Annotated in this window: 13 protein-coding genes and 1 riboswitch; of the genes, 1 reads left to right on the forward strand and 12 read right to left on the reverse strand. The window is 33.2% G+C overall.

Annotated features, from left to right (window positions below; genetic code table 11):
- Positions 1-16: 16 nt before the first annotated feature.
- The 3 genes from metH to D1003_RS09090 all read right to left on the reverse strand — a co-directional run bounded on the left by metH (position 17) and on the right by D1003_RS09090 (position 5238).
- A complete protein-coding gene (metH, locus tag D1003_RS09080) occupies positions 17-2707 on the reverse strand; it encodes a methionine synthase (RefSeq protein ID WP_153936605.1) in 2691 nt (896 codons plus the stop codon).
- Positions 2704-3717 (reverse strand): homocysteine S-methyltransferase family protein, encoded by a 1014-nt coding sequence (locus tag D1003_RS09085; RefSeq protein ID WP_153936607.1) that lies wholly within the window; start codon positions 3715-3717, stop codon positions 2704-2706. The genes metH and D1003_RS09085 overlap by 4 nt, the downstream gene beginning before the upstream one ends.
- A gap of 68 nt (positions 3718-3785) precedes the next feature.
- Positions 3786-3888: riboswitch (SAM riboswitch) on the reverse strand.
- 177 nt (positions 3889-4065) lie between these two features.
- Positions 4066-5238: a proline dehydrogenase family protein gene (locus tag D1003_RS09090; RefSeq protein WP_153936609.1), complete on the reverse strand. Its 1173-nt coding sequence runs from the start codon at positions 5236-5238 to the stop codon at positions 4066-4068.
- A gap of 220 nt (positions 5239-5458) precedes the next feature.
- On the opposite strand from D1003_RS09090, the gene D1003_RS09095 reads away from it, so the two are divergent.
- On the forward strand, positions 5459-5671 hold the full coding sequence (locus D1003_RS09095; protein WP_153936611.1) for a hypothetical protein: 213 nt from the start codon (positions 5459-5461) through the stop codon (positions 5669-5671).
- Between the two features lie 536 nt (positions 5672-6207).
- On the opposite strand, the gene D1003_RS09100 is transcribed toward D1003_RS09095, so the two are convergent.
- From D1003_RS09100 to D1003_RS09140, 9 genes are all read right to left on the reverse strand, one after another.
- A complete protein-coding gene (locus tag D1003_RS09100) occupies positions 6208-6678 on the reverse strand; it encodes a hypothetical protein (protein ID WP_153936612.1) in 471 nt (156 codons plus the stop codon).
- Between the two features lie 249 nt (positions 6679-6927).
- Positions 6928-7611, reverse strand: coding sequence for a TlpA disulfide reductase family protein (locus tag D1003_RS09105; protein ID WP_153936614.1), 684 nt, complete (start codon positions 7609-7611; stop codon positions 6928-6930).
- A 46-nt stretch (positions 7612-7657) separates the two neighbouring features.
- Positions 7658-8488 carry a GLPGLI family protein gene (locus D1003_RS09110; protein WP_153936616.1) on the reverse strand — a complete coding sequence of 277 codons (831 nt, stop codon included), beginning with the start codon at positions 8486-8488 and terminating at the stop codon, positions 7658-7660.
- A 156-nt stretch (positions 8489-8644) separates the two neighbouring features.
- A complete protein-coding gene (locus D1003_RS09115) occupies positions 8645-9205 on the reverse strand; it encodes a hypothetical protein (protein WP_153936618.1) in 561 nt (186 codons plus the stop codon).
- Positions 9206-9410: 205 nt separating this feature from the next.
- The gene (locus D1003_RS09120) at positions 9411-9821 is read right to left on the reverse strand and encodes a hypothetical protein (RefSeq protein ID WP_153936620.1); all 411 of its coding nucleotides are present in this window, start codon (positions 9819-9821) and stop codon (positions 9411-9413) included.
- Positions 9822-9963: 142 nt separating this feature from the next.
- Positions 9964-12027: a DUF262 domain-containing protein gene (locus D1003_RS09125; RefSeq protein ID WP_153936621.1), complete on the reverse strand. Its 2064-nt coding sequence runs from the start codon at positions 12025-12027 to the stop codon at positions 9964-9966.
- A 167-nt stretch (positions 12028-12194) separates the two neighbouring features.
- Complete coding sequence (locus D1003_RS09130) at positions 12195-13220, reverse strand: alpha/beta hydrolase (protein WP_153936623.1); 1026 nt, start codon at positions 13218-13220, stop codon at positions 12195-12197.
- 158 nt (positions 13221-13378) lie between these two features.
- A complete protein-coding gene (locus tag D1003_RS09135; protein ID WP_153936625.1) occupies positions 13379-15043 on the reverse strand; it encodes a hypothetical protein in 1665 nt (554 codons plus the stop codon).
- An 84-nt stretch (positions 15044-15127) separates the two neighbouring features.
- Entirely contained in the window at positions 15128-16198 is a 1071-nt protein-coding gene (locus D1003_RS09140; protein ID WP_153936627.1) for a response regulator transcription factor, read from the reverse strand.
- Between the last annotated feature and the right edge of the window lie 11 nt (positions 16199-16209).

Genomic DNA, 16209 nt, shown 5'->3' on the forward strand with positions numbered 1-16209 from the left:
TTACACAAAAACTAAACTACTCTGATAAATTAGGAGCAAGCCATTTTCTTGCTTTTTCTATACTGATGTTTTTTCTATTAGCGTAATCTTCTAATTGGTCTTCTGTAATTCTGCCCACTCCAAAATATTTGGCGTGAGAACTTCCAAAGTAATACCCCGACACCGATGCCGTAGGAAACATCGCTAAACTTTCGGTGAGGTAAACCCCTATTTCTTCCTCCACTTTGAGTACTTCCCAAATGGTTTCTTTTTCCAAATGGTCTGGACACGCAGGATACCCTGGAGCTGGACGAATCCCCCTATATTTTTCGGCAATAAGCGCCTCGTTATCTAAACTTTCATCTTGGGCATATCCCCAATATTTTAATCTTACCTCACGGTGCAGATATTCTGCAAAAGCCTCTGCAAATCTATCCGCAAGAGCCTTTACCATAATGGCGTTATAGTCGTCATTTTGAGCTTCGTAGGCTTTAGCCAATTCTTCCGTACCAAAGCCAGCCGTTACACAAAACAACCCCAAATAATCTTGCTTACCCGATGTTTCTGGAGCAATAAAATCCGACAAAGCATAGTAAGGCTTTCCTTTGGATTTTTTAAGCTGTTGCCTTAATGTTCTAAAGGCTATTTTTTCCTTATTTTTGTTGATGATAATATCGTCTTTATTATTAGATTGAGCAGGGAAAATCCCAAAAACGGCTTTCGCTGTAAGTGTTTTTTCTTTCAAGATTTTTTTGAGCATTTTTTGAGCATCATGATACAATTCTTGAGCTTGAGCCCCAACGACCTCATCTTCTAAAATATGTGGATATTTACCGTGTAAATCCCAACTCCTAAAAAACGGCGACCAATCTATATAAGGCAACAATGCTTCCAAATCTTGATTTTCAATCACCTTTATTCCTAAACTATTAGGCTGAGAAATAGTTTCTTTCTCCCAATCAATTTTAAAGCGTTCTTGTCTAGCTTCTTCTATTGAGACATATTCCTTCTCTATTTTTCTCCCAAGAAATTTCTCTCTAAACTCATCATACTCCTCTCTCAAATTAAGAGCATAAGCATTGGATTTCTCTTTATTAAGTAGAGAACTTACCACATTTACCGCTCTAGACGCATCATTAACATGAACTACCGTATTGCGATACTGAGGGGCAATTTTAACCGCTGTATGAGCTTTTGAAGTAGTAGCCCCTCCTATCATTAAAGGAAATTCTAGATTTTGCCTTTCTAATTCAGAGGCAATGTGTACCATCTCGTCCAAACTCGGAGTAATCAGTCCACTAAGCCCTATAACATCTACCTTTTCGTCTATCGCTGTTTGGATTATCTTTTCAGCAGGTACCATTACGCCCAAATCTATAATATCATAATTGTTGCACCCCAATACTACACTCACAATATTTTTACCAATATCATGCACATCTCCCTTTACGGTTGCCATTAAAATTTTACCATTGGACGGTCGTGTAGCATCTTTTTCACGCTCTATAAAAGGCTGAAGGTAAGCCACGGCTTTTTTCATCACTCTAGCTGATTTTACCACTTGAGGCAGAAACATTTTCCCACTCCCGAATAAATCACCCACTACACCCATACCCGTCATAAGGTTATTTTCTATAATATCTAAAGGCTTTTCACTCACTTTAAGTGCGGCGTCCATATCTTCCTCTACGAAGCGGTCGATACCCTTTACCAGTGAGTAGGTAATTCGTTCTTGTAAAGATTGTTCTCTCCACGACAAATCTTCTACCTTTTCCTTTTTGGTAGATTTATGCGTCTCTGAATATTCTAGTAGGCGTTCTGTGGCATCATCTTTTCGGTCCAATATAACATCTTCTACTAGGGTCAGAAGTTCTTTAGGAATTTCATCATACACCTCTAGCATAGTAGGGTTTACAATTCCCATATTCATTCCTGCTTGTATGGCGTGGTATAAAAACACCGAGTGCATAGCTTCCCTCACGGTATCATTACCTCTAAAAGAAAACGAAACATTACTCACGCCTCCACTTACCGAAGCGTACGGTAAATTCTGTCTTACCCATCTCGTCGCTTCAATAAAATCTATGGCATTTCGTCTGTGTTCCTCCATTCCTGTAGCTACAGGAAATATATTAAGGTCAAAGATAATATCCTCTGGAGCAAAATTGACTTTATCTACCAAAAGACGATAAGACCGCTCTGCAATTTCTATCCTTCTATCGTAAGTATCGGCTTGTCCCACTTCATCAAAAGCCATAACAATAACCGCCGCACCGTATCTTTTTATTTTTTTAGCTTGATTGATGAATTCTTCTTCGCCACCTTTAAGACTAATGGAATTGACCACCGCTTTACCCTGTACGACCTGTAACCCAGCCTCTAAAATCTCCCACTTGGAAGAGTCTATCATAATCGGAATACGAGCAATATCAGGCTCGGAAGCAATGAGGTTTAAGAACTTTACCATAGCTTCCTTACCGTCAATAAGCCCATCATCCATATTGACATCTAAAATCTGAGCTCCACCTTCTACCTGATGCCTTGCAATATCTAATGCTTCGGAATAGTTACCTTCTTTTACCAGCCTTAAAAATCGTTTAGACCCTGCAACATTGGTTCTTTCCCCAACATTCACAAAGTTAGATTCGGGAGTGATGATAAGCGGCTCTAATCCTGACAATTTAAGTGGTCTCGCAGGAAGTTCTAACTGATGATGATTTCCTTTCATACGAGATTAAGTTTTCTAGGTTCATAATGTTTTACCAATTCGGCAATGGCACGGATATGCTCTGGCGTTGTACCACAACAGCCCCCAATGATATTGGCTAACCGTTTATCTAAATACTCTTTAACTTGCTCTGCCGTTTGTTCTGCCGTTTCATCGTACGCTCCAAAAGCATTGGGCAACCCCGCGTTAGGATATACCGAAATGTAAAAGTTGGAATGTTCTGACAAAGCCTGTAAATAAGGCGTAAGCTGCTTAGCTCCCAAAGCACAATTAAGCCCCACACTCAGCAAGTCTAAATGAGAAACCGAAATGAGAAAAGCCTCCGCTGTTTGTCCGCTAAGGGTTCTCCCAGACGCATCGGTAATTGTACCTGAGACCATAATAGGGATTTTGGTATTCCTCTCCTCTGCCAACTCATCAATGGCAAACAAAGCGGCTTTGGCGTTAAGCGTATCAAAGATAGTTTCAACGAGTAAAATATCAGCTCCACCTTCTAGCAATGCTTTTGCCTGTTGCTTATAGGCTTTTCTTAAATCTTCAAAGGTAATTGCCCTATACCCAGGGTCATTAACATCTGGAGACAATGATGCCGTTCTGTTAGTAGGTCCCATTGCTCCTGCCACAAAACGAGGTTTATCAGGATTGTTTTCGGTGTAAACTTCACAAAGTTTTTTAGCAATTCTAGCTGATTCATAGTTGAGTTCTTCCACCAAAGACTCCATTGCGTAGTCTGCCATTGCAATGGTGGTACTAGAAAAGGTGTTGGTTTCTATAATGTCTGCCCCTGCGTCCAAATACAGGCGGTGTATCTCTTCTATGGCTTGTGGCTGTGTGAGGGATAGCAAGTCGTTATTCCCTTTAACAGGGTGCTCCCAATCTTTAAAGCGTTCGCCACGATAATCTTCTTCGGTAAAATTATACTGCTGTATCATAGTGCCCATAGCACCGTCCAAAATAAGTATCCTCTTTTGGAGCAAGGCATCGAGCTGATTAAATATGTTAGTTTCCATTTCAATAAAGTTTAAAAAATCATTGAAATGTTAAAAAGAAAGCTCAAAAAGATAAAGTAGAAATCTTTTAGTTATCTATCCCAAAATAGGTAGAATGTAGCACCTTCTTTCTTGATGAAAGGGTTGCTAAGGCTTCATAGGGTCTAGTCCCTCCGCCTTTCTTGATAACATTTCCGATGATGTTAAGGTACAAATACAGCACAAATATAGACCTTAGGTTTTGAATATCCAAAAGAAACAAAACTTTTTTTGACACAAGTGCAACTTTGGCCTAATAATCCTGCCCTAAAATAAAAAAGCCAAAGTAAAAGGCTTTACTTTGGCTTTTTTGTATATCTTAGATAGATTTTATCTTTCTGTTTTTCTTCTTTTAAGTTCTCTTTCTATTAGAGATAGCTCTCTACCTGTTTGCCCCGCCACAGAAGTATTCTCTTGGGCTCTTCTTGTAAGGTATGGCACTACATCTTTCACTGGACCATAAGGCAGATATTTACACGCATTGTATTTTTTGTTTCCTAGGTAGTAAGTGATGTTATCACTCATTCCATAAAGTTGTCCAAAATGGATTTGTTGGAAATCATTCGGCAGACCTTTTTCTTTCATTCTATCCATCACCAGCTCCGTAGATTTCTCATTATGAGTCCCAAAGAACGCCGAAACCTTATCTAAATTAGCCATTACAAAATCTATCCCTGCATTATAATTGTCATCAGATGCCTGTTTTGTTGGCTGGATAGGTGATGGATAGCCCATTTTTTCTGCTCTTTCTCTTTCTTTCTCCATATAAGCCCCTCTCACAAACTTATAACCTAAGTAGTAACCTTTAGATTTGGCTCTTTCTAAGTCTTCGGCTAGGTACTCCAATCTTCCTGTTCTATACATCTGAATGGTATTCCATACGATGGCTCTCTCCTTATTATAACGAGATTTCATTTCGTTTACCAAATCATCTACGGCTGTTTGTATCCAAGACTCTTCGGCATCTACCATTACTATCACACCTTTGTCGTATGCTAACTGACAAACTTCTTCGTAGCGTTTCACTACCCTGCTCCACTCTTCTTTTTCTGAACTTGTTAGCTCTTTTTTCGCCTGAACTTCTGCATATAGATCTAACCTCCCAAATCCTGTTGGTTTAAAAACTACAAAAGGAATGGCTGGATTACCCGCAGCGTATAGAATATTTTGTTTTATTTCTTCACAAGTATGGTCAAAGACTTGTTCTTCTTCTTTACCTTCTATGGCATAATCAAAGATGCTGCCTATATGACGCTGATACATCTCATTAACCACCTTCTGACTTTGCTCTCTAGTAACGCCACCACAAAACTGCTGGAATAGTGTTTTTTCAACAATCCCCTCCACAAAAGGGAAATTATTTTTAATACTAAAGTTAAGAAGGTTTATCCCCATATTAGTCAATTGTGGAAACTTAATCATAGTAAACATCCACTTTGCTTTCTCTAGCTGTTCTGTTGTTTTATCTGCAAAAGCGACTTTGGTATCGTTAAAAAGACTCATTATTAGTTGTTTTTTTATATGACGGCAAATTTATCTAATTTATCTGATTTAAAACTAATTTCTTTATTAAAATTTAGTTCCTTTTCAAATAATCGTTGATAATAGCAAATGCTCCAAATAAACCAATGGAGTTTTAATTTATTTTTATAATTTAGCCGTAATGAAAATGACTTTGCTACGATTATGAGATATTATTAGCTATAATAAAAAACTCAATTATATGGGCATTTTAATTCCTTCTTTAATACTTATATTATTTTTGATTTTTTTGGTGCTGAGAAGTTCAAGATTAACAAAAACAGAAAAATTATCAATTATAATCTTTATTATCTTATTTTTTCTAATCGGTATTACATACATTTTTATAACAGGTTGGGAGCGTGGCAGAGATCCACAAATACCAGAATATGAAAAAATAGAACAAGACGAATGACAAAAACCGCTTACTTAGTAGTATCAAAAGATATTTGTTAAGGCTAAACTAATTTTAAGGTTCAATCCCATTTCCACTTTTCAAAAAACTACCAGTGTATTAAATGCAAGTCAATTCCCGTTTTATTTTATCATTTCATTAAAATCTAATTCTCTCTTTTTTTATTATTTGGGGAATGGAAATTCTTGATTTTTATATCCGTATCTATAGCTTAACTACCGTACATGTTCGGATTGTACCGTTTCTCTGTTCGGTTTTACTGTTAGTTGTGCATAAATTATTCTTTAATGATATCCCAATAATATCAATTATTATTGTGGTGTTAGGCTTATCAGCTTTTAATATAATTGACTCATTTAGCCTTCATTGTGATAAAAATATTCAACCAAGCTCCATATTTAGAGCTATTAACTTTCTAACCAGTATCTTTCTATTGTTTACACCTTTACTTCGTATTGGGGGAAATTTGATAGGAAACAACTTCAACCCGCTTTCGGCAATACCTTGTTACCTGCTGGTATTTTGTTTTTTTCTTTTTACCTTCCATTTTTTGATTTTCTGTCATAACTCGTCAGCCAATCTGTATATTTTTCTTTAAATCTTTCTATTCCGTCATTTTTTATCCAACCAAAGTAATATTCTACCCCATTTGGATTGTTTTCACAAAACGCTAAGAGACAGTTTTGAACTCCAGTCAGAAGTGCGTATGGCATTTTTTTAATTTGGTCAGCTATGATAATTGCTATTTCTCCTTTTGTTAAATTCCGTTTCTGACATTCCGATTTCACATTAGTCAGAGTTGAGTTAGTGAAAAAATCAGCAAGAATTGGTAAAGATTTTTCTCCGTAAAAAATTATTTTTTTGGCTTGTTCTGTTTTTCTAATTTTTTTTGAATCCCCCGTTTTCGCAATTCCGTTCAATAATAAGTCTATTTCGGATTTTGTTTGTGCAAAACCTAAAGTTTGATTTAAAACCAAAATTATTAATATTAAACAGATTTTTTTCATACTTGCAGGTAACGGTCCGAGTATTTTCGAAAGAGCGGAACAGAAATGAACCTAAAGTTCAATTCAGTCCAACCGAAACAGATGCTTTTTGGCTTCGCCGAATCTTCGATTTCAATGAAACTAAACAAAATTGTAGGAATGAAAAGCATTTTCGATGAAAAACTACTAAACTTTCTATCATCCCCTGAACTCCGCCTTTTGCAAATCGAAGATTCAGCGAAACTAAATACTATGTTATCTGAAGAAATTTCAGAGTAATATATTTAGAGTTGTCTCAATGTCTTTAATATTATACTCGGATATTTCACCACGTACAATCTTTATTATTCCATTCTTATCTAAAATTATATTGGTAGGGTATGCCTCAATTCCTAGTTCATCTATTTGATTTTTAGAGTTGGGAATATGTTTATAATCGTATTTATATTTCTTTACAAAATCATCAATTGATTTTTGATTTTCAAAAGTTACACTTATAAAATTTACCCGGTCGCCGAACTTTTCTTTAAGTTTCTGTAAACTTGGGATTTCACTGATACAAGGAGGACATTTAGTAAACCAAAAATTTATTAATGTCGGTTTGCCTAATATAATTTTTTCAGAAAGTGCCTTCGAATTTTTATTTTTCAATTTTGCTATTGGAAATTTTCTTCCAATAAACTTCCTAGTTTCGGCATAAGGATCCTTACCATCTGGTGTTTTACCTATGTTACCAATTTTAACATACTTAACTATTGAATCCTTTTTTGTCTCAGTTTTCAATAAAATCTCTTCAATTTCACCCCTTTTTAAATAAACCTCTTTGAGTTTAGAATATTGAGATTTATCGATAGGATTTTTTCCATTTACACGATAGTATTCACTTTGTGCAAAGGAATGGTTCCATACTAAAACCAATAAACCAAAAAATAGAAATTTCAATTTGTCGTTCATATTTAAATGTGTTTGGTTATTGCAAATACTATGTTATCTGCAGGCATTATTCACAATTTTTTAAATCTATGGGGTTTTTAAAGAAATTAATTTTTTCTTTTTCTACTTTATTGAAAGATTCACGAGCTTCCTTTGTATTCACATCTTTGCCGTTATAAACATAACTGTAAGTCGCACCTTGTTCATTTAGGTTTGCAAAAATATTCGAAGGGTCTTTCTGAAATTTCTCCCAAAAAGACTCCCATTGCTTTGGAGTTAGTTTTACAATGGCTGATTCTCTGTTGCGTTTTGATATGTCACTTTTTTCCCGTGTCAATGCCTTAGCTTCAAAAATAAAGTTTTCTTCAGAATCGCTTATTCTTAAAATTAATCCAGGAAGTCCATAAAATTTATATGGACCGTCATTAATTGGAATTTCGTCAGTAAACCAAGCTATCCATTTCCTTCCACCAAAATTTGTTTCTGCACTACGGGAGTTGTAGCCAAAAACCTCTCTTTTGTCCTTTAAAATTTTCCATTCAGGTTTACAGGTGTATTTAGTGATATAAGTTTTATCAAAAATATCCTGCTCTACCAATATGTTTCCACTCTGTAAATCCTTTTCTATCAACTGTTGGAATTTCCATTCATGTCTTGGGCTTGGGACACTTCTAATATCCTTGTTTCTTAAATCCGTTTTTAAGGAGTCATATTTAAATTTATACAGAGCCTCAAACTGGGAAAGTTTTGAATTTGTAGTTAAAGCCATTAATTCTAAATTGTAATTGCTGTCTGATTTATCCGATTTCCACTTAAACTCATAAATTATTTTATAGTCCTGTGAAAAATATAAATCACATAAAATCAAAGAGAAAATTATCAAAAATATTCTTTTCATAATTTTTTGCATTTTTTGAATGGTTGCAGATAATGGTAGGGGTATTCGGGGCTCCCCAGCACACAACTTCAACTAAAATACCATACCTCAAAAGTAAACAAAATTTTCTAAAAAAGCAATTAACCCCCGCTTGCGGCAATACCTTGTTGGCTGTAGTTATTTTATTGAGTCATTTTTCAATTTACTATGTTCAATGTTTATTATATTTTTGCTACTATTCTTAAATTTAAGTACATAGTGAGCATAAGACTTTTCAGAATAGTCTGTTACTAAATTGTCATTTTTAAGTTTTCCAATTCTAAATTTTGAGTTATGATACATATTGAAAATTATCAATGGGATAACATAAGTCTTTTGACTTTGTTCAAAATATCCATTTTTTAATTTTCCTTTAAGAATATACGTCTTCAGGACTTGATTTTCAACATAGATTGTTATTTCAATTTGTTTTTCTGTTAATGACTTTAATTTAATAAAGTATGGCTTTTTTTGTTCGTAAATCAATTTATAAACAGATTCATATTCTTTATTATTGTAATTTTTACCCCAGAAGTAACCCATTGGTAATACTTTAACTTCTGTATTATTTAAATAAATACCATCAATCAATTTAATATTTTCTTTTGTTAAGAATATTCTCTCTTTATTTTCATTAACTGATTTAAAAGATGAACAAGAGAAATTAATCACACAAAGAAATATTAATATCAGCCTCATTATAGTTTTTTTGATTTTGATTAGATGTCTTTTTAGTTTCAGTTTCTATAATTACAGATAACGGTCCGAAATTGCCGAAGGTTGGGCTTTTTAGCACCCAACTTCAACTGAAATACCATACCTCAAAGGTAACCAAATTTTTCTAAAATGCAAATGGCAATACCTTGTTATGCTCTTGTTTATTTTCTGTATAAAAAATCATCTTTTAATATTTTCTCGTATATGTATGAAATTGTCCAAGCCTAAATATTACTTTAATATATTTATTCCCTTTGACTTCTTTTATCTTTCCCGTATTACCATTAATCCATATCCCCGAAAGATTGTAGTTTCCTGACTTGAAATTATGAGGTTCATAATATGTTCTAAAAATATAATTCTCATCATATATTATATCTAAACTATAATATCCATTCTCGGTTTTTATATTGTTTTTATTAATATAATCTCTACAAATATTAGATGCCTCCTCTAATGAAAATCTTAATCTTTTCTCTTTTTCTTTAAACTCAGGTGTCATATAAATATATATTTCAGGTGTCTTACACGAAGAAAAAATATTTCCAAATAATATAATAATTAACCCAAACTTTATGGCAACCTTATTCATTTTCATTCTTATAGTTTGTTTCCCAGATTTTATTGATTTTGCAATAACTTATTTTTATCTAATGGAGCATAATGTCGGCTCGGCGGTTTTGCGAAGTTCGCGAAGCGACGAGCACATCAGGCGGTGTATAGGTGATGTTGGGCATTGGTTATTCTTTTTCAGCATATTTTATCGTCAATTCGTCTTCTGAATCAAAAATTGTTAATGCCTGTTTTATTCTCTCAAATTTCCCAATATTATCTATGTTTCCTTCAATGAAATAGGTGTCATTTATTGGAACGGCTTGTCTTGGATTACCTTCTTTTGGGGTCTTTGTTAATGTTATCTTTTCTGCCAAATCAGTTGTGAAAAAGGTCTCTGGTTGCAACTCAAAAAGTTGCTTAAACACTTCTACATACAATTTTGATACTTGGTTAACTTCAATTTTTTGGTCGAAGAAAATGGCATACTCCAATTTTTTATGTTTTGGGTCTTCTGCTTCAAAAATATTTACTTCATTGTTTTCGTCTTTTTCCTCTAATTCAATATTGGGTATTTGCCAAATTTTCAAGAATCGTTCTACGAGCAGGTCAAAACGCTTTTCAATTTCTGCTTTATCCCACTTCTCGGCAGTTGACAAGTATTTATTTAACCATAAACGACTAGCCTTGTAGCCCGCATTTTCTAAATCTCTTTTGAATACAAATGGTCTATTTCCAAGTTTTCCATTATTGCCCGATAATGTTAAATTACCGATTGTATTCAAATAGGTTTCTTTAATTAAATTGTATTCGTCTGTTCCTAATTCCACTTTCCATTTCGGGTCGGGATTTTGTGGAAAAATGTGTTCTATGGTTATATCTGCGTTGCCGTCAATTATTACGGGTTCGTTATTTTCAAAATTCTCAAGTCGTTCAAGTAGGTAGGTTCTGTTTTTGGATTTTATATTATAAACATCTTTTAGTTTAAGACTTTCAATAACTTCTTTGTTTTTTGGAAAACGCTGCGTTCCAGGTCTTTTTAGCAACCATTTTTGCAAGGACAACAAATAGTCGTTTTTGTCTATTTTTTCGTAAAGGGTCATAAATATTTTGTTCAATGCGTTTGTTGGTAATCCAACAATAAATCTTCTCCAAGCAAAGGACTGTATGAAATCCAAAACTTTTATAAATGTGGCTTTGTCAATTATGTTTTTTGAATAATCTTCATAAACTTTCATTAAAAACGGATAAGCGACATTTATTTCAAGTCTGTTTATATATTCAAGTTGTACTCTTATGTCTTTGTCTGCCTCGTTCTTTGGATTAAGCAGTTTATTGTAAAATTTAACAAGTGATTTTATTGGCGAGAGGTTATTTTCCAATTCTTGCAAATCTGATGTTGGAAAATTTTCTTTAAACTCCAAATAAACTTTGTTTTTGTTCGGGATTTTATTATTAACTAAAGTCAAATAATCTCTTATAAAATCAGAAACTTTACTTGTATTCAAAGTTTCATCTTTAGCCAGTTTTTCAATGATTTCCCAATAGTTGTTATAAATTTTGTTTTGGTCTTTACGATTAAGCCCCATTAAAATGTAATTTCTAATTAAATCAGCTTGCGATAATTCAAGACCTGTAGAGTTTAGGCTCTCAAAAATCCTCTGTGGGTCGTCTTTCTCTCTATCAAGTGAAATTTCTACGAACATCAATTTTGAAAGTCCTTTCATAACGAACTCAAAATTTTCTTCAGTTATTCTACTTTTAAAATAATTGAAATTGTCAATCACTTTTGAGAAGTTACTAAATTCTTCCTCCTCATCACTTCTCAATAGATATTTTATTGCTTTGTCGTTGTTTTCTGTTGGTCGTAGTTTTAGTTTTTCTTCTTCGGGTGCAAACTTGTTCGTAAGATAGGTTTCTGCAATTTCGGCTTCAAGTCCTTCGTCTCCAATTTCAATCGCCAAACGGTAAAGAGCTAAATAAATTAAGGTCAGCGTGGTCAATCTTTGCTGTCCGTCAATTATGGTTAATTCTTTAATTCGTGAAGATGTATAAACATCATCGTGGACATAAACAACACTACCAATAAAGTGAGCATTCATTTTATTATTAGTTCCGACTTCTAAAATATCGTCCAAAAGTTGTTTACATTGACTTGTCGACCAATCGTAATTTCTTTGATAAACCGGAATCACAAATTGTGTTTTATTTGAAGATAAAAAGTCTTCTACTTTTGTTTCGTTTGCTTTCATTTATTCATTTTTTTTGCAGTATTGTTTTTATAATAACACCGAACGGTCCGAAATTGCTAAAGACGGGGCTTCTTAACGCCTAACTTCAACTAAAATATACCCAAAAGTAACCAAATTTTTCTAAAAAAGCACACAAGCCTTGCCTTCGGCAATATCTCGTGAAATTATTATTTTTCGCACCATTTTATAAATTCGTCAAATATTTCGTTCCATTTGCTAATTGGTTCTTTGTTGCTATCATTTGGAACTGTCATCAATGAATGGTTTAAATCAGGATAGAATTTATAGGTTAGATTCGATTTATTATTTCTGATAAATTCTAACGGAATTAATAAACTTGATTCAACAGGAACACTTTCATCTTTGGCTCCGTGTACAACAAAAATTGGCACATTGATTTTTAATAAATTTTCAATTGCTGGCTCGGAAAAACCCGACCATCTTTCATAAGTACAACCAAAAAACTCTTTATTAATGTTGTTTGGGTCACTAAAAATGCTATTCATTTGATTGACCAATGAGTCATATTTTTCTTTGTATTCCTCATCAGACATTTTACCTTCATAAACTTTTCTTCTATCCAATAAAGCAAAGTCATAAAATTGCGTATTTGCCCCACCAGACCAATATCCAATATGGGTTATTTTCTTATTTACGGTTCCTAATTTTGCAACGACATCAGTCCCTTCAGAATGTCCAAGAGCCACAACCTTAGTGGGATGTTTAATAATTTTTGTTGTTATATATTTTACAACTTCGTCGGATTGCCAAACTCTATAATTTAGATTTTCGTTTTGGTAATATGATTTTGTTGCAATAGTATCATTGTTTTTTGTTTCAAATTTGAATCCTTTTTTTGAAATAATGACAAGATTATAGTCATTTGGGAAATTTTTCAAACTGAAAGGATTTGAAGAATAAACAATATTGTTTTTTATAACGTCAAAAGTATCTGAGTTTTCTTTTCTTATAGTATCATTTTTCTCTATAATATGATAGATTGATTGTGGTCCTGAACCTTGAATGAATAATAAGATTTTTTTATTCTCTTTATTTTTGGTAAAAATATGGAAATTTATGGTGTCATTTTTCTTAATGATTTGATAGTGTTCAAACTGTTCATAATAGCTTTTCTTTTGCGAAAAGACTTTTAGACTAAAAAACAGAAAAGTTAAAAGTAATATTTTATTCATTGGATTTGTATTTGGTTATGATTTCTGCTAACGGTCCTGGTATTGCCGAAAATGGGGCTTCTTAGCGCCTAACTTCAACTAAAATACATACCCAAAAGTAACCAAATTTTTCTAAAATGCAAATATTCCCGTTTTTGACAATACCTTGTTAGTGGTAGTTATTCTTTTACAATTTCCATATTCCCATCATTCTTCTTTACGAGTTTCCAGTTTGGATTAAGTTCGATTTCATAAAACTCTCCGATGATTTTTTGGTCAGTTATATTAGTTGGTAAAGGAAATACAAAGAAAGTTGTTCCGTTTTCTTCGCAACTTAAAATTCCAGATTCACCAAGTTTATCTTTCCCTTCAATCGTTGAAAAATTTCCGAAATTTTTTCCGTCAGATTTATCTCTTCCACGTATGCTTGAATATACAATTCCTATGTCCTTTAAGGTCAAAGTTCCGTTCATATTGAAAGAACGACCGTAATTGTCAAAATCTGCGATAACAACTTTCAAAGTCGGTTTATTGATAAGCAAATCGGTATAATAAGCAATTAGTTTGTTCTGATGTTCCTCTCTTGCATTTTCCTGCTTATTTATCTCCTCAAAGTTGTTTCTTGCTTTGGCTTGGTCTAAAGTTTTTTTGTTGATTTTGAGTTTCGATTGACTGATCTGAGTTTCATAGATTTCAGCAAAATTGTAGACTTTATCTAACCCATTTCTCCATCTGATATTCAGGAAGTCGAAAATTAGACCATAAGCTGGCCCAGTTGCATAAGGAAATAGTCGGGTATAGGTTTCGGCATTTTCTCTTTGATTGATTTCCGATATTGCCTTATCATATTTGTTTTCATAGGTGGATAAAACAAATCCTGTGTAATTGGCTAAGCCTTCTAATGTTTCGATTTCTAATTCATCGTTTAGGTAGTTTAAATACTGTTTTTGCCTTTCTTTTCGAAATGTTACAGCATCTTTTAGATAATTTTTTACTTCTTCAATTCCTTTCTTTTCGTTTATAGCTTTCAAAGAATTTCGTAATGCTTCGTATTCCAACCTCAATAAAATTCTTGCGTTGGTTTCGTCTAAATAGTCAATTGCATCTCCGTTAAATTTCCTGAATTTGAATTGCAATAAATGAAACAACTCGTGAATGATTGTTGAACTATTATCTCCGAGATAATTGCTTAAAACTGTTGCATATTCATTTTCTTCGTATTTCTGAGTGGTGTTTACAAAAACGAGTGTATTCGCTTCCATTGTTTTGTAGTATAACGTTTCATCGTGTGTTTGACTGTTCGATAATTTTGCCAAACTGTAAATGGTATTATCATAATCAATCACAATAATATTGTCATTCCAGATTTGATGTCCCCAAAGTTTCTCATTATCTTTCTCTAAAATTGATTTGGCTTCCAGAAGTTTTGCTTTGATGTTTTGTCGGGTTCTCTCAGGTTGAGTTGCTTTATTTTCTTGGATTTTTAAAATGGCATTTTCCCATTCTTTTGCGGTGTGCCATTTTTGAAATTCGTTTTGACTATTTGCTTTTTCAAAATCTGAATAAAAACGGTTATCAATCAGATAATCCAAAATCTGAAACGTTTTCTGTTGATTGTCATTTCCTGCAAAAATTGTAGCTCCCTGAAATAAAACGTAATCAGACAGGTTTTCCATTCCTTTTGCCAATTCTATCAATTTAGAAAAAGCCTCTGCTGATTTTTTATAATTTTTCGCTTCGTAATTTTCAATTGCCGTTTGATAAATTTGGTTGATGTCCGTTTTTTGCGCGTTGGCAAACGGTATGGGGATTGAAAAAATCAATACTAAAAATACTCTTTTCATTTCCGATTTGATTGTTTAAAATTTGGAAGCAAAAGTAGTGTTCAAAATATCGGTAAGTGGATTTAATCAGGGGTGAAATTAGGACTAATCCCAAGGATGATTTTTGATTTTTTCTGCTAATTCGTGCCTGTTTGCTACATTTAGCTTAGCATAAAGATTTCGGATATGTGTTTTTACTGTACTCAACGATATAAAAAGTTCATCGGCAATCTCTTTGTTTGATTTGTTGGCTAAAATCAGTTTAGCAATTTTTTCTTCCTGATTGGTTAGTACTAAATTGTGAATTTCTTGTTGGGTTTCTTTGGGTTGGATTAACCTTAGTTTTCTAAATAGCCAAAACGTAGTGAATACAAATGTAACAGTTAATATTCCTAAAAAATAATTGAGGTTTTTGTGAAATGAATATTTTTTTTGAACAATTGCATTGGATATTTTTGAAATTTCGTCTTGAAATTGGATATAATAGGATGTTTCGGAATAGTAGCTTTTAAGGGAGTAAAGAATGTTATTATAGAAGTCTGGATTTTTTTCAAAGTCAGCTTTCAGGTCAAAATTGTTTCTTTTTATATCTGAAAATGCAAGAAGTTTTACTAACGGATGTGAAATATTTTCATCGCTATATGCTTTTATTTTTCCCGTAAAGTCTTTAATGGCTTGTTGTTGTACTTCTCTATTTTTCACTTCAGAATACCCTTGCAGTAATTTTTCTTCAAATAGTTTCAGGTTATTCCATTCTTTATCTGTTTGGTTGGTGTTCTTGGGTTGGCTAAACCAATGATTTTCAGATTTTGAAAAATAAATTGTGTCTTTATTTGAGAAAATAAAATTATGGTAATTATTCTTTTCCTCATTGCTTACTAACTGCAAGCCTTTTGCTTCATCAAGATTTGAGTGAATGCGATAAAGTTTGTCTTTATCAGATAACAATTGACCTTTAAATTCAAAGTATCCTATACTGTCGGTTTGCGTAGAAAAAAGGATTTGATTTTCGGTAATTAATGTTTCTTCGTCATATTTAAGCAAACTCAAATACACTGTTTTTTTTTGTTCGGTGTCAATATATCCCGAAATCTTGTATTGTCCGTAACAAGCCGGGAGGATTAAAAATGTAGTAATTAAAAATGTAAAAATTTTGATAGTTTGTCTTTGTTGCATTCTCGGTTTTA

The sequence above is a fragment of the Riemerella anatipestifer genome (assembly GCF_009663465.1).
Taxonomy (GTDB): domain Bacteria; phylum Bacteroidota; class Bacteroidia; order Flavobacteriales; family Weeksellaceae; genus Riemerella; species Riemerella anatipestifer_C.

Bases quoted from the DNA above. Each gene is read 5' to 3' on its own strand.
- metH (WP_153936605.1), bottom strand. From the start codon at position 2,707: ATGAAAGGAAATCATCATCAGTTAGAACTTCCTGCGAGACCACTTAAA.
- D1003_RS09085 (WP_153936607.1), bottom strand. From the start codon at position 3,717: ATGGAAACTAACATATTTAATCAGCTCGATGCCTTGCTCCAAAAGAGG.
- D1003_RS09090 (WP_153936609.1), bottom strand. From the start codon at position 5,238: ATGAGTCTTTTTAACGATACCAAAGTCGCTTTTGCAGATAAAACAACA.
- D1003_RS09095 (WP_153936611.1), top strand. From the start codon at position 5,459: ATGGGCATTTTAATTCCTTCTTTAATACTTATATTATTTTTGATTTTT.
- D1003_RS09100 (WP_153936612.1), bottom strand. From the start codon at position 6,678: ATGAAAAAAATCTGTTTAATATTAATAATTTTGGTTTTAAATCAAACT.
- D1003_RS09105 (WP_153936614.1), bottom strand. From the start codon at position 7,611: ATGAACGACAAATTGAAATTTCTATTTTTTGGTTTATTGGTTTTAGTA.
- D1003_RS09110 (WP_153936616.1), bottom strand. From the start codon at position 8,488: ATGAAAAGAATATTTTTGATAATTTTCTCTTTGATTTTATGTGATTTA.
- D1003_RS09115 (WP_153936618.1), bottom strand. From the start codon at position 9,205: ATGAGGCTGATATTAATATTTCTTTGTGTGATTAATTTCTCTTGTTCA.
- D1003_RS09120 (WP_153936620.1), bottom strand. From the start codon at position 9,821: ATGAAAATGAATAAGGTTGCCATAAAGTTTGGGTTAATTATTATATTA.
- D1003_RS09125 (WP_153936621.1), bottom strand. From the start codon at position 12,027: ATGAAAGCAAACGAAACAAAAGTAGAAGACTTTTTATCTTCAAATAAA.
- D1003_RS09130 (WP_153936623.1), bottom strand. From the start codon at position 13,220: ATGAATAAAATATTACTTTTAACTTTTCTGTTTTTTAGTCTAAAAGTC.
- D1003_RS09135 (WP_153936625.1), bottom strand. From the start codon at position 15,043: ATGAAAAGAGTATTTTTAGTATTGATTTTTTCAATCCCCATACCGTTT.
- D1003_RS09140 (WP_153936627.1), bottom strand. From the start codon at position 16,198: ATGCAACAAAGACAAACTATCAAAATTTTTACATTTTTAATTACTACA.